The organism is Desulfoprunum benzoelyticum, assembly GCF_014201505.1.
Classification (GTDB): Bacteria; Desulfobacterota; Desulfobulbia; order Desulfobulbales; family Desulfocapsaceae; genus Desulfoprunum; species Desulfoprunum benzoelyticum.
The window spans coordinates 15,896-30,278 of record NZ_JACHEO010000001.1; the positions used below are offsets into that span (position 1 = coordinate 15,896).

The 14,383-nt window shown below is 62.0% G+C and carries 12 protein-coding genes; all 12 read right to left on the reverse strand.

Annotation, left to right across the window (positions count from 1 at the left end; genetic code table 11):
* Positions 1-54 precede the first annotated feature (54 nt).
* The 12 genes from HNQ81_RS00065 to HNQ81_RS00120 all read right to left on the reverse strand — a co-directional run bounded on the left by HNQ81_RS00065 (position 55) and on the right by HNQ81_RS00120 (position 14,126).
* On the reverse strand, positions 55-1,938 hold the full coding sequence (locus HNQ81_RS00065) for an aryl-sulfate sulfotransferase (RefSeq protein ID WP_183347035.1): 1,884 nt from the start codon (positions 1,936-1,938) through the stop codon (positions 55-57).
* A gap of 13 nt (positions 1,939-1,951) precedes the next feature.
* Positions 1,952-2,260, reverse strand: a complete 309-nt coding sequence (locus HNQ81_RS00070; protein WP_183347037.1) for a thioredoxin family protein — start codon at positions 2,258-2,260, stop codon at positions 1,952-1,954.
* Between the two features lie 27 nt (positions 2,261-2,287).
* Entirely contained in the window at positions 2,288-3,217 is a 930-nt protein-coding gene (locus HNQ81_RS00075) for an NAD(P)/FAD-dependent oxidoreductase (protein ID WP_183347039.1), read from the reverse strand.
* A gap of 419 nt (positions 3,218-3,636) precedes the next feature.
* Positions 3,637-4,896: a putative sulfate/molybdate transporter gene (locus HNQ81_RS00080; RefSeq protein ID WP_183347040.1), complete on the reverse strand. Its 1,260-nt coding sequence runs from the start codon at positions 4,894-4,896 to the stop codon at positions 3,637-3,639.
* Between the two features lie 274 nt (positions 4,897-5,170).
* Positions 5,171-5,974, reverse strand: coding sequence for a sugar phosphate isomerase/epimerase family protein (locus tag HNQ81_RS00085; protein WP_183347042.1), 804 nt, complete (start codon positions 5,972-5,974; stop codon positions 5,171-5,173).
* A 4-nt stretch (positions 5,975-5,978) separates the two neighbouring features.
* Positions 5,979-6,659 (reverse strand): NAD(P)/FAD-dependent oxidoreductase, encoded by a 681-nt coding sequence (locus HNQ81_RS00090; RefSeq protein WP_183347044.1) that lies wholly within the window; start codon positions 6,657-6,659, stop codon positions 5,979-5,981.
* Between the two features lie 237 nt (positions 6,660-6,896).
* Positions 6,897-8,303, reverse strand: a complete 1,407-nt coding sequence (locus HNQ81_RS00095; RefSeq protein WP_183347046.1) for a response regulator — start codon at positions 8,301-8,303, stop codon at positions 6,897-6,899.
* A gap of 7 nt (positions 8,304-8,310) precedes the next feature.
* Positions 8,311-8,769: a hydrogenase maturation protease gene (locus HNQ81_RS00100; protein WP_183347048.1), complete on the reverse strand. Its 459-nt coding sequence runs from the start codon at positions 8,767-8,769 to the stop codon at positions 8,311-8,313.
* Positions 8,754-10,307: a nickel-dependent hydrogenase large subunit gene (locus HNQ81_RS00105; RefSeq protein ID WP_183347050.1), complete on the reverse strand. Its 1,554-nt coding sequence runs from the start codon at positions 10,305-10,307 to the stop codon at positions 8,754-8,756. Before HNQ81_RS00105 ends, HNQ81_RS00100 begins: the two co-directional genes overlap by 16 nt.
* 1 nt (position 10,308) lies before the next feature.
* Positions 10,309-11,247, reverse strand: coding sequence for an NADH-quinone oxidoreductase subunit B family protein (locus tag HNQ81_RS00110; protein WP_183347052.1), 939 nt, complete (start codon positions 11,245-11,247; stop codon positions 10,309-10,311).
* Positions 11,248-11,290: 43 nt separating this feature from the next.
* Positions 11,291-12,238, reverse strand: coding sequence for a fructose-bisphosphatase class II family protein (locus HNQ81_RS00115; protein WP_183347054.1), 948 nt, complete (start codon positions 12,236-12,238; stop codon positions 11,291-11,293).
* Between the two features lie 4 nt (positions 12,239-12,242).
* The gene (locus tag HNQ81_RS00120) at positions 12,243-14,126 is read right to left on the reverse strand and encodes a fructose-bisphosphatase class III (protein WP_221270800.1); all 1,884 of its coding nucleotides are present in this window, start codon (positions 14,124-14,126) and stop codon (positions 12,243-12,245) included.
* Between the last annotated feature and the right edge of the window lie 257 nt (positions 14,127-14,383).

Genomic DNA, 14,383 nt, shown 5'->3' on the forward strand with positions numbered 1-14,383 from the left:
ACGCCAGGGTGTGATGTACTGCCGATTGGCAGCTATGCCGAGATTACCCTGCGATCACGAACAGCAGATGGTCACGCCGGTCTGGTACTTCTTGTCGTTGATGATCAGCTTGAGCTTGAACACGCCGTTCAGGCCGAGCTTGCTCACGTGCATCTTGACGTCGCGGTCGTCCTTCTCGAGGAAGGCGCCGGAACACATGGCCAGGTGCACCACTGCAGCGGTGTTGATGAAGTAGTGGTGGCTCTCCTGCTCGTTTTCCAGGCAGAGCATGGCCAGGGTGCCCTTCTCGAACCGGCCGTGGAACACGAAACGGTCCTCGTCCTCCTCGATGAGCAGGTTGTGGAAGGAGGGCGGCAGGGCGAACACCTCTTCCGCCTCGGGCACGGTGTCGAACTCCTCGGTGACCTCGAGGCTGCCGAGCAGCTGGCCGTCGCCGAGCACCAGGTTGTCGCCGTCATGGTAGAGCGGCAGCTTTTCGGCCCGGTAAAAGTTGCCCTCGGTCTCCAGCTGGTAGAGGACCACGCCGTCCTTCTCCTCGACCGTGATCGAACGCAGTTCCACGTTCGGGTCGTCCGCATCGAGGAAGGCGCCCAGGCCCTTGGCGGCGTAGCCGCTCTCGCGGCCGATGCCGCCGGAGTGGATCATGTAGTGGCCCTCGGCGTAGAACTCGACGTTGCAGATGTAGGGGCTGAAGAACTCCTGGCCGCGCTCCTTGCCGTACTGCCAGACCTGCTCGATCTCCATCTTCTCGGTGTCGATGCAGTAGCGCACGCCGCGGCTGAAGTTGTCGCGGTTGTCGATGTATTTTTCTTTCGACTTGGCACGGTACTGGCCGTTGTCGAAGCACATCACGTCGCCGTTCGGGCAGATGACGCAGGCGTGCTGCTCGTACTGCCAGTCGAACCTGGACAGATCCCCAACCGGCTTGAAGAAGTACTTGTCGACCAATTCCTGGGGCCAGCCTTCCGGGTCGCCGATGACCCAGTTGAGGTCGCCGGTCTCGTAGTCGATGTTGATCACCGCGTCCTGGTGCCGACCGGACAGCGTCAGGCTGTGGGTCTTCTTGTCGTACCAGACGGCGTTGTTGTGGAACCAGTCATGGGCGTCCTGCGAACCGGAGCCGCCCACGTCCATGGGCAGCACCTTGCGGTAGTCCCAGGTCTTGAGGATATCGCCGGTGTTGCGGTCGATGAGCACGCACATGTCCTCCACCGTCTCCCGGAAGAAGTCCTGGGTGAGGGCGAGGAGGTTGCCGTCCTCCATCTCGAAGTGGTCGTGATGGTAGTTGCCCGGCATGCGGTATTCCTTGTAGATCTTGCCCAAGAGGTTGATCTCGATCATGCCGGTGCTGTTGTAAGGCATGTGGCAGAAGCGGCTGGAACCGGTGACGATGTTGCCGTTCTTCATCCGCTTGATGTCGAACATGGTGTTCTCGGTGAGCATCCAGCGGATGTCGCCCTTGTAGTCGTAGGCGGTGGGCAGGTTCTTGCCGGCCGGGGTGAGGAACATGATGTTGTCGCCCAGGTAGTCGAGCGTGGCCTGGATGTTCTGGCAGCGGCACACATCCTCGGGCAGTTTGCCGGTCTGGATGGTCAGGGTGGTGGTCTCGCCGCCCGGCAGGCTGACGGTCACGGTGTTGGCGAAGTCCTCGTAGAGGCCGAGTACGGGCAGGAAGTGCTCGGTGGCGGCCTTGAAGGCGTGGGTGAGGTTCTCGCGCTCGAAGCGTTTGCCGTGCACGGTCAGGGTCGGGGCCACGGCGGTCGGGGTGGTGAACATCACCAGGGCGCAGAGGGGGTTGATCAGGTAGGGGTTGACCACCACCTTGGGCGCGGCAAAGGTCGGCTTCTCGGCCTTGAAGGCGGCGAGGAACTCCCGCTCGGCGCGGTTTTGGCGGGTGATGAGATGATCCTCACTGATGTAACGGACTTTTGTGCTCATGGTAGGCTCCTTTTCAGGCGATCGCTTCGATCGCTTTGATGATGGCGGGTTTCTGTTTCAGGCCTTCCAACCGGCTGACCTCCTTGCCGTCCTTGAAGAACAGCATGGTGGGGAAGCCCTTGACGCCGAGGCGCTCCTTCAGTTCCCGGTTTTCGTCGAAATCGATGATGTAGATGGGGAAGTCCGGCTTCTGCTTGGCGATGTCCTTGAGGACAAAGGCCAGCATCTTGCACGGCCCGCAGGTCTTGGAATAGAACTCGATCAGCATGGGCACGCTGTGGTCGAGCGACTCGTACTCTTTTTCGTTGACTTCGGTGATCATGGTGGGCTCCTTAATGTTTAAAACAACTCACTGTTTGAGGGATTCGACGTAGGAGGCGGCGCTGTTGGCGGCCACGGCGCCGTCGCCACAGGCGGTGACGATCTGGCGCAGGTGTTTGACGGTGATGTCGCCGGCGCCGAAGATGCCCGGGACCTTGGTGCGCATGCGCGCGTCGGCCTCGATGCAGCCGGTGCGGTCGACGATGCCGAGCTTGGCAAAGGCCTCGGACGAGGCCGCAAAACCGATGTATTCGAACACGCCGTCGCAGGTGACGTAGCGTTCGGTGGCGTCTTCCTTGGTGGACTTGAAGCGCACGCCGGTGAGGCGGTCCTCGCCGGTGAACTCGAGCACCTCCTGGTAGGGGTAGACCGTGACGTTGGGCATCTTGCGCAGCTGGTCGCAGGCCTTGGGGTCGGCGGTCAGGTCGAACATGGTGACGATGGTCAGCCTGGTGCAGATGCCGGCCAGGTAGATGGACTCTTCCACCGCCGAGTTGCCGCCACCGATGACCACCACCTCCTTGTCGCGGTACTGGGCGCCGTCGCAGATCGCGCACCAGCTGATGCCGGAGCCGGCCCACTGGTCCTCGCCGGGCACGCCGAGCCGCCGGGGCACGGTGCCGGTGGCCAGGATCACGGCCCTGGCCTTGTACACAGCGTCGTCCTCCTCGCAGACCACGGTCTTCCACTCGCCCTCGTCCTTCAGGTCGATGACCGTGCGGTAGTCGAACTCCACGCCCAGTTCCTGGGTGTGCTCGAACATCTTGATGGCCAGCTCGGCGCCTGTCAGCTTGCCGGCGCCGGTGTAGTTCTCGATCTCGTTGGTGTTGATGATCGCCCCGCCGGGGGCGAGCCGGTCGAGCATCAGGACCTTCATGTTGGCCCGGATGGCGTAGATGGCGGCGGTCATGCCGGCCGGGCCTGCGCCGACGATGACGATATCGTAGGTATTCTCCATGGTATGCCTCCCTGACCGTGATCGCGGTCAAAATATGATGAAACTGAAACGAGCCGCTGCAATCGCAGGAGCGATCGACTCGAGCGCCATGAAACCGACAAGGGAATTTTTCAGCAGGGACTGCCATCCATTTCGTTGCAGGTCATTCCCGGCGCCGGTTGAACGCTCGTCATGTTCATGGTGTGATTAAATAAAAAACCGGCCCTGGGAACAACTCGGAAACTTACGAGGTTTTGCGTTTAATTTTTCGAGGGAGGGGAAATTCGAGCGTCAGGCAGTGGTCGATCGGCAGTGTCGGCCAATGTGAGAGCGGAGGTTCGAAACATTCGATACTGTTGAAATGCTGCAGTCAAAAAACGGTCGAGGCGAGGTCCCCGACCGTTTGAGCGATTTCAATATTTGCGCGGTGCAACGGCAGCTTAAATCTTGATCTTCATTTTTCTGATAAAAAAATCGGCGCCGATGCCGATCGCGAAGGCCCAGCCCATGTTCGGGACGACCAGGGCGATGCCGGCGATCAGCAGGGCGACGAAATATTCCTCGTTGGTTTTCAGGCTGCGCAGCAGCGGGCAGAGTTCGAGGCCGGCGAAGACCAGCAGCACCCCGAGGACCGACTGGGGAATGAGAGCCAGCAGGGTGAAGCCGAACTCACCGAGCACCAGGGCGACGACAATGAAAAATATGCCGATCATGATCGGGGCGCCGCCGGTCCGGGCGCCGAAGCGGAAGTGGGCCGCCAGCCCGCCGGTGCCGTGGCACATCGGCACCGCCCCGAACAATCCGGCCGGCAGGTTGATGATACCCATCGAGAAGGCGAACATCCCCGCCTTGGCCTTGCGCAGTTGCGAATTGCCGCTGAACAGGCTGGTGCAGGTATCGGCTGTGCCGACGCAGGCATTGCCGATCGTCAGCGGAATCTGGGGCAGGATCAGCATGATGAAGGCGGTCCAGAAATCGGCCGGCGTCGGGTGGATGAGGTGCATGTCCGTGGGGCCGAGCGTCAGGGGGCGGCCGGCAAGTCCGCCCAGGGCGATCCCCGAGACGATGCCGACGGCGAGGGCGGCAAGGGCGGCCGGGAACCGTTTGTTGTCGAGCAGCAGCAGCACCAGGCAGAAGACCGCGATGCCGATGACCATGTTGACCGGAAGCCCGCTCAAACGGCCGGAAACTCCGGACATGAACAGATCCTTGTGTATGATCAGTTCGATGCCTTTTTTGAGGAAGATCAGTCCCAGGGTCAGCTGGATGCCCCGGACCACCGCCTGGGAGAAAAGTTTGGCCAGCTGGTCGACCATGCCGGTCAGGGAGAGGGCGAGGAGGATGACCCCGAAGATGATGCCGGCGGCGCCGATGACCGATTCGGTGATGACCGCCGGGTAGGCGATGGCGATGGCGCCCACGGCCTTCAACGGCTGCACCGGAATCGGCAGACGGTAGTAGAAGCCCGCCAGCAGGTAAAACAGGCCGAAGGCGAGAAACACCGTCGATGGGCTCAGATTGTTGATCAGGATCATAGCCACGACGATGGGCAGCAGGGTCCCCAGGTCGCCGAAGGCGCCGGAAAGTTCGACCCGGTCGAATCGCAGGGCGGCTGTCTCGGTGGAGGACTGGTCCGGGGAATGATCCCGGCCGGACTGCTCCGGCTGCAGATCCGGCTGTTTGTCTGGGTTCGTGGTCATTGGTCACTCCTCGGCACGGGCTGTTTCCGGCCCCGCATGTCCTGCTGTATCCGGAACCGACGGGCATCCATAGCAGGAGTGCACGGATCCCGACGGCAGGGCGATAGGGAAGTTTTGCTAACACGATTAAAAAAATAATCGTGTTACAAATTCTTACCGTGATCAAGGTCGGTTTGTCAAGTTTTTCAGGGCCTGATCGCAGCGGGTGCAGGCGGCGATGACAGGAGGCGGGCGGTGACGGACGGGCATCGGCCTTCGGCGGCGAAAGACGAAATCAGAAACCGGTCAGCAGGCCGGTCCGTTCGAAATAAGCGATCGCCTGCCACAGATCTTCCTGGGAATGCGGTTCGAGCGTGATGATCGGGTGACAGTCCTGCTGTTTCAGGAAATGGAAGAGACCGGGAAAATCGAAGCTGCCCAGTCCCGGGGCGAGGTGCTGATCCTTTTGCCCCGAGTTGTCGTGGAGATGCAGCTGGCCGAGCCAGGGCAGCATGGCGGGCAGCCAGTCCTGCCAGGAGCCGCGGGCAAAGGCGGTCACATGGCCGACATCGAGGCAGAACCCGATCGCCGGGTGCTGCAGTTCCGTTAAAACCATCCTGTGTATGTCGGGGGTGGTCTCGTAGGTATTTTCGAGCATGATCCGTGCCCCGACAGCTGCCGCCTGATCCGCCAGCATTCGCCAGGTGGCGAGAGACTGGGCCAGCCAGCGATCGAAGAAATAACCGTGCTTGTTCTCCTCGTACTGGAGGTGGCAGACAATCGATCGCGGTTGGAAGATCGCCGCCAGCTTTATCGCCCGCCGCAGTTTATCCTGGCTTTTGGCAAGGATATACGGATCAAGTGACCCGGGGGCGAGGTCGATGAAGGGGGCGTGCAGCGTACACTGCAGGCCCCGGTCGTCGAGCAGTTTCTTGATCCGTGTGAACTCGCCGATATCCTCATCGTACAGACAGGTCCCCTCGAGGCCGATCTCGGGTTGCAGGCGGTATTCGAGAACGAGGTCCAGCAGCCTGCCTTTGAGGTCGTACCAGGGGGCGTTGACGAAACAGCCCTGAAGCACGTTCGATCGCGGCGGCATCGGTTCAGCCTGCCGCGAGGGGACGGGACAGAACCGCCTCCTTGAAGGTGTCGATGCCGATCCGTTCGATGAAGCGGCATGCCCGTTCCTTTGTCTTCCCGTGTTCGACGTAGTAATCGATGCAACGGTTGATCAGGGTGATGGCCTCATCCTCGCTGATCTCCTCGGCGATGATATCGCCGACCCGGGCCGCCTTGCCGGAATTGCCGCCGAACGAGATCGTCCAGCCCTTTTTCCTGCCGGTCACGCCGATATCGCGGACCAGGCCTTCGGCACAGGTAAAGGGGCAGCCGGAGACCCCGACCTTGAGCTTGGCGGGCATTTCCCGGCCGGCCAGCATGTTTTCGAGCTTGATGCCGAAGCCGAGCGAATCCTGGGCCCCGAACTTGCAGACTGCTGTGCCGGGGCAGGCCTGGACGTAATGGAGGCAGAGCTCGGTGGCCTTGCCGGGGTCCATTCCCAGGTCGGCATAGATGTCGTTGATCTGCTCGGCCTTCATGCCGACCAGGGCGATGCGGTGACCGGAGGTCAGCTTGACGATCGGGATGTCGTATTTTTCCACGACCGTCGCCAGGTTCCGAAGTTTTTCTTTGGTCAGCAGACCGCAGGGGATGCGGGGAACAATGGCGTAGGTTTCTTTATCGCGCTGCAGGATCGCACCTTTGGGGGCTTCTTCCGTCGACATGATTATCTCTCCTCTTCATCGTGATGGTAGTGAAAACAGGGTTTGGGAATCAATGTGCATATGCATCAATCGGCATATATTACCAGATTTTCTTCTCAATGCACCGCCGATTTGAAGCGATGGTGATCTTGTCGACTGATCGGCAGATCCCCGGACGAGCGAGTGGTTGGTCCGGGATCCGTGGCGATGGGGGGCTCGGGTGGTTCAATCCGTCGCCTGGCGGCGGCGACTGCGGGCCTACGACCGGTTCTTCGTGACCGCCCGGCCACCGGCGGCTTTGCGCCGCAGCAGTCGGGTGAGGATGCCTTCCAGTTCGTCGCGGTTGATCGGCTTGCTGAGATAGTCATCCATCCCGGAGCGGAGGCATTTGTCGCGGTCCTGCGGCCGGGCATGGGCGGTCAGGGCGACAATCGGTACCTCGGACTGTTTGTCGGGAAGCATCCGGATCCTGCGGGTCGCCTGAAATCCGTCGAGTTCCGGCATCTGCAAGTCCATCAACACCAGGTCGAAGGGACCGGAGTCGTAGATCGCGGCGAGGGCGGCGGCACCGTTGGCGACAGAGGTGACCTCGATTCCGAACTGGTTGAGCAGGGTGGTCGCCAGCATCTGGTTGATCGGCTCGTCTTCGGCGAGGAGGACCCTTCTGCCGGACAGACTCGTGCTCTCCGCTGCCGCAGCGGCCGTCTCGGTCTGGCGTTTCGGATCGATTCTGGCGGCGGTCTTTTTCAGGGCGCAGATGAACCAGAAGGTGGAGCCGTGGCCCGGGGTGCTGTCGACGTAGATCTTGCTTCCCATCAGCGATGCCAGCTGCGACGAGATCGCCAGTCCGAGGCCGGTCCCCCCGTATTTGCGCGTCGTCGAGGTGTCGGCCTGGTTGAACGATTCGAAGATCAGGTGCTGCTTATTGACCGGAATGCCGATCCCGGTGTCGACGACGTTGAACCGCAGGCAGACCTCGTCCTCGGTCGTGGCGGTCATCGGTACGACCTCGAGCCGCACCTCGCCCCTGTCGGTGAACTTGATGGCGTTATTGAGCAGGTTGATGAGTATCTGGCTCAGGCGGTTCGGATCGCCGTGGACCCACTGGGGCACCGTTTCATCGATGTGGCGGGAGAGGACGAGATCCTTCTGAAGGGCCGGCAGATCGAGCATGTGAAGGCACTCCTCCAGGGTCTCATGGAGGTTGAAATCGACTGGATCGAGCTGGAGCTTGCCGGATTCGATTTTGGAAAAGTCGAGGATGTCGTTGATGACCTTGAGCAGCCTGGCCGCCGATTGCTGGACAAGTTCGAGATAATGCCTCTGGTCGGGGGTGAGGTCGGTGGTCAGCATCAGGTCGGTCATGCCGATGATGCCGTTCATCGGGGTGCGGATCTCATGACTCATGTTGGCGAGAAAATCACTCTTGGCGGAGTTGGCCATTTCCGCCTCGCGACGGGCGATCGACATCTCTTCCCTGAGTTTCTGCTCGTTTTTGACCCGCTGATCAAGTTCGCCGAGGATAGTGTCGAGGTTTTCGAACTGCTTGGCGACCAGTTCGGCAGTGATCGCCGCCGCCTGCCGCGCCACTTTCAGCTCGTTGAACAGGGCCCGGTTTTCCTCGTGCAGCCGTTGGATGATCTGGTCGTTGTCGTTGTCGCTCATCGCTGACTCATCCGGCGGAGACGGATTCCGGACGGCAGGGGCAGCCGTTTTCGGAGCCGACCAGGTCCAGGCAGAGCCTGGCCGCCTGCCGGCAGACAGGCACAGTCGCCGGACCTTCGATGCCGACGACGACGACCTCCGGCACCGGCGGGTCGAGGATGTGGGGGATTGCCTGGAGCAGATAGGCCAGGCCGGCCTGATGGCCGTAGTCCACCGGTGCGGATGGCATCGTCGCCGGATCAAGGATGATGACGCCGGGGTCCGCCCTGAAGCCCTCGACCGCGTCGACGACGATGACCTGGTTGCAACCCTCGAACAGCGGCAGCAGGCGGAGGCCGGCGAGACCGCCATCGACCAGGTTTACCGACGCCGGCAGCGGGCAGCCGGCAAGAATGCCGTAGACCATCGGTCCTGCCGCATCGGCAGCGATGAACGGGTTGCCGATGCAGATTATACGCGCAAGCATCGCGAATGACCGGCTGTGTGATCGTCGGTGGTCAGCAGGTGGACCGCGCAGACCTGGCAGGCATCGAAGGAGCGGATGACATGGCCGATTTCGACCGGATTGTCCGGGTCGGCGATCGGTGTGCCGATCAGGGCCTCCTCCCACGGCCCGCGGACCCCGTCATGATCGCGCGGTGAACCGTTCCAGGCGGTGGGGGTGATGATCTGGTAATGGGCGATTTTCTGCCGGCTGATCTCCACCCAGTGGCCGAGGGCGCCGCGACTGGCGTCGATGAGGCCGTAGCCGCGGCCGTCGGGGATCTCGCGCACCGATTGGTAGAAGGGGGCTTCGGGGTCGATTTCTCCGGCCCAGATCTTCATTGCCGGCAGGAGCTCGGCCGGTCGGGTCAGGCGCGCCAGTTCCCGGATATAGGCGTTGGGGCCGCCGCCGGCGATCATGTCGGTGAACAGCGGATGGCCGGAGATCAGCATCTGCGCCAGCGGCCCGGTCTCGGCCGGTCGGCCGTCGTACCGCGGGGCCTTGCAGAACGAGTACTTGATGATCTCGTAGGGCGAGACATAGGGCTGGGTCTGACCGTCGAAGGGATGGAGGCCGCCGGGATAGTCGACGAAATGGGAGTAGGTGACATGCTCGGTGACCAGTTCCTGATCACAGTCCGTGGCCGCCTGCCCCTGGCCGATGAATCCGGGAGATAACAGCAGCGCGCCATCCCTGTGACCGTGGACGGCGCTTCCTTCCGGCAGTTCGAGCTGACCGAAACTGAGGAAGTTGCCATGGCCGCGGCCGAGGCGGTGAAGGTCGACCAGCCGGGCGAAGCGGATGAAGAACCCGAGATCGCTGTCGCGGTGCGAGTCGCTTTCGTCCAGCCACGCCTGCAGCTCCTGTTCGCTTCGCACCTGCTGCCAGCGATCGAGCGGGCAGCCGAGGATCTGCTCTTCGTACCAGGTCGTGAAGTTGTTGATGATATAGGTGCAGTTGACGATATCGTTGAAGGTCGGGACGCTGGCGACGCCGCCGGGGACGATGAACGACGAGTTGGGCCACTGGCCGCCGAGGATGGCGACGATTTCGAGGATCTTCTTGGTCATCCTGATGGTCCTGACAACCGAGCGGCCCTTGAAGGTCTGGTAGCGGTGGATCGCCTCTTCGTAGAGGGGCAGGCCGACGTAGGCCGGGTTGAGGCAATCCTGCATGAACATCAGGATGCCGTGACGGAGATCGCTCTGGATGTGCTCGGCCATCATTGCCACGTTGCGGACCAGCATGGCGTTGGTCGGCAGATGGACGCCGCTGATCATGTCGAGGGCCTTGGCCGCGGTCAGCAGGTGGGCGGTGCCGCAGATGCCGCAGACCCTGGGGGTCAGGACCAGGCCGTCCCGCGCTCCCCGTCCCTTCAGCATGTTTTCGAAACCGCGGTACATGATGCCTTTGCTCCAGGCATTGGTGACCACGCCGTCTTCGTGTTCGATCTTCAGTTCGAGATCGCCTTCGACCCGGTTGAGGGCCAGGTCGATCGTCTTTTTCCCGTTCTCGGTCATGTCAGACCTTGGGTTGGCGGTGTTTCAGCCGTTCGGGCGCCGCCGCCGCGGCCATGCCCTTGTAGGCGAGATAGTGGGGGCGGTCGACGCCGTCGGGCAGATTGATCGGCAGGCCGACGATGTTCGGGGTTTCGAAGAACGGGGTGTCCTGCGGGAAATCGGGTTCGGTGCAGCCGAAACAGGGGATGCCGGAGCGCGTCTTGCAGCTGCGGTTGTTCCACAGGAACTTGTTGCAGGGGCCATGGGCCAGCGGCCCGTGGCAGCCCATGTGGAAGAAGAGGCAGCCCATCTGGCCGAAATCGGTCTCCTCGATCTGGTACTCGTGGTACTCGTTGCGAGTGCAGCCCTGGTGGACCAGCATGTTGTAGTACTCGAGAGGGGCGTTGCGCTCGTTGAGCTTGAGCCGCTTGCCGACCACCAGGGCGCTGAGGGTGCCGATCAGGACCTGGGGATGGACCGGACAACCGGGGAGGTTGATGACCGGCGATCCTTCGCGGCTGAGAAAGTCCGGGCCGAGAAAGCCGCCGGCATCCTTGCCGGCGAACTGCAGGCCGAGGCCGCCGACGTCGCCGGCCCGGGTGACGCCGCCGAAGGCGGCGCAGGTGCCGACGGCGACGATCAGTCCGGCCTGTGCCGCCAGTTCGGCGATCAGGTCTTTCTTGGGGCGGCCGGCGAAGGTCTCGAACATTCCGGTGCCATTGGGGCCGGTGATGACGGAGCCTTCGACGCAGAGGATGTCGAGGGGCAGGGCGCCGCCAACCAGCTCGTCGAGGAGCCGCAGGTGCCGTGCCGGCGTCAGGGTCGAGAACGAGGGGTGGAACAGGACATCGAGGCCGATGGAATTGGTGGCCTCGGCGATGTTGGGCGAATCGGCGTTCAGCATCGACATCGTGTCGCCGCTGCATCCGCCGCACTGCAGCCAGTACAGGTTTGGTCTCATATCTCTCCAGGTGCTCCGCGATGGGGAGCCCGATGCGGCGGCGCTAATAGACCGGTTTGTAGTCGAAGAAATGCCGCGTCTCCAGCTTGCGGTAGGTCCGTGTCTCCCCCCGGGCGATAAACGAGGAGGTGATGGCGCCGTTGGATGTGAAGCGGACGCCTTCGAGGAACTCGCTGTCGGTGACGCCGGTGGCGGCGATCGCCACCTCCTTGCTCCGCACCAGATCCTCGACCCGGAAGATCTTGTCGAGATCGCTGATCCCGTGCGCCTCGGCCTGGGCCCGGTCGCGATCGTTCTCGTAGAAGATCTTGCCCTCGAAATAACCGCCGAGGCAGCTGATCGCCGCCGCGACCAGGGCCCCCTCGGGGGCGAAACCGTAGCCCATGTAGATATCGGCCCGCTCGCCGGTGATCGCCGCCAGGCAGCCGGAGATCTCGCCTTCGTCGATCAGCTTGATCCTGGCGCCGCAGCTGCGGACCTCGTTGATCAGCTGCTGGTGGCGGGTCTGGTTGAGGATCAGCACGGTGACGCTTTCGGTATATTTTTTCAATGCCCGGGCGACCCGTTTGACATTGACGATCGGCGGCTGGTTGATGTCGATGACCTGGCCGGCCTCGGGGCCGACGACGAGTTTGTACATGTTGAGGTTCGGCACCGACTGGATCGACCCCTCCTTGGCGATGACGGCAAAGGAGGTGGAGTTGTTGCGGCCGTCGGCGGCGGAGTGGTAGGCCTCGAGGGCCACCGCCATCAGGTCCGCCTTCTGACCGCCGCGCCCGATGGCTGCCGGCAGTTGAAAGATGCCCTGGCGGTCGACGAAGCGGTCGTTGACGAGGCAGCCCTCGATCGCCAGCCGGTTGAGGGTCTTGGCAATGGCCTGGCGGGTTTCGTTGAGAATGCCGGCATGGTCGCCAAGTCCCTGCAGCCGTGCGGCGGTCAGGGCGGCGATCTCCGTCGCCCTGACGATCTCCATTCCGTAGTTGGTGTCCATGAAATCAGTTCTGTGCATAGGGAGGAAAGGCGGCGGCGTGCCCGTTCTGTTGCGCCAGCTTCCTGATCTGCGCCATGATCTCGTCGCGCTGTTTCTTCAGGGCGCGGCCTTCGATCGTGTCTTTGATTTTCATCGGCTGGCGGAATTCGTCGATCAGTTCGATATCGAGCGGCGCCGATTCGAGCCGGCGTTCGGCCTCGATGATCTCGGTCGGCGTCGGCAGGATGATCCCGTACAACTGGTGCGGGGTGTGGACCAGCGAGTGGCCGCGGTTGTAGTAGGCCTCGGCGAAGCCGCCGTCGATGTTGATCGCCACCCCGTCCGTGCTCGCCATCTGCGCCCCCTTGCGGTAATCGATCGGGGTGTGGCCGTAGATGACCCGCTGGATGCCGAACTCCTGCTGCATCTTCTCCTTGAAGGCCTCACTCTGCAAGTTGTCTTTCCAGTACAGCGATCGTTCCTTGTGGGTCTGCTTGTCGCTCAGGAAGTAGCGCTCGAAGGTCTTCATCGCGTGCTTGCCGAAAAACGGCGACCTGGGGCCGCACCACAGGTAGAAGAAGAGGGCCTGATCCTGAGGGCGCTGCGGTTTGTCCTGAAGGTAGTTGGCGCCGACCCGTCTGATCGTCTCCTGGACGAAATCGAGGAGCTGTTTGCCCTTGCGACCGAGGAACTCCTCGAAATCACCGTCGGCGGTCGACGGCACCAGGGCGTGGATGTTAAGGAAATTATTATGGATCAGGTATGTCTGGCCCTTGGTGAAGAAGAACTTGAGCAGCCGTTTGAGGCGGCGGTTGGTGGCGAATTGACGGGCGAGATCATCGATAATCTCCTGTTCCTCCGGCAACAGACGGCCGGGATCTTCGAGATCGATGGTCGGAAAGCTGGTGTCGTTGAGCCCCTCGGTGTTGCCGCTTTTCAGCATCAGTGCCAGGCGGTCGAGCCACAGCCGCGCCTTCATATCGTACTCGGGGTAGTCGCGGATGGTCTGCTCCTCGAGCTTGAACTGGATGATCGCCAGCGCCTTCTCCATCGCCCGTCCCTTGCTGGTCTTGGCCTTGAAGTTGCCGGTGATGGTGTCGACCGGATAGGTGCGTTCGGCGAATTCGGCCAGATGGGTCGTGTCGAAACGCAGCCGTTCGATCAAAGCGAAGTGATCGTAGCGGCAGGTGATCCGCATCGTTTCGGCGATCAGCGAGCGGTTGCCGGAGGCGGCCCCCATCCACAGGATGTCGTGATTGCCGTAGACATAATCGACCATGTCGCGATAGGCGCTCGACGACAGGATGCGGATGATCTTGTCCGGCTGCGGCCCGCGGTCGAAGATATCGCCCAGGACCTGGATCCGGTCGAGCAGCACCTGGCGGATGATGTGGGCGAGGTGGGCGATCAGGCGCAGCGAGATGATCTCCTCCTCGAAGATCGGGTTGGGCACCGGCAGGCCGGAGAGCAGCCGGCTGATGGTGTCGCTGAACTCCGGCGGGAAGATCTCGCTGACCTGGTAGCCGATGTTGGTCAGCTTGTACTGCAGGATCTGGACCAGGCAGAAGATGACGTCCTGCATGTCCATGGCGATCTCCTCGTCGCGGAGGTACTGCTGTTTGCGGATGATGCGGACGAGGTACTGGATCTTGTCGGGGCTGAAGGTGTTGGGCAGGGCCTCGCGGCAGGTCTGGTAGAGCATGCCGAAGCGGCCGCGGAGGATCGATTTGAACCGGTCGCCTTCACCGTGCAGATCGCTGATCCACAGGGTGGTCGGGATATTGGAGTTGAGCCGGTTTTCCAGCTTCAGGAGCTGATGGGCAAGCCGGTCGATCTCTCCCACCATGACCTGCCTGTCGATAATCGGGCTTGTCTTGTTTGTCTGATCGGGTGATAATCCGGGTCGCATACCTGCTGCTCCGTGGCTGTCATAGAAAGAAATAAAGTGATGTGTCTGCCGTCCTGCCCCTGGGTGTTGAGCATTACGTCATCCGGCCATGACTGACCGGTGTGAGCTAATTGTATTCGTATCCATGATATTTTTCAAAGAAAAAGCCTCGAGCTCCGGCAGCGGCGATCAATGCCCGGTCGGTTGCACCGATGCCGAGGCGTGTGGTGGCGACAGGTGACGCCGGGCCGTCACCTGTCAACAAGCCAAGGCAGTAA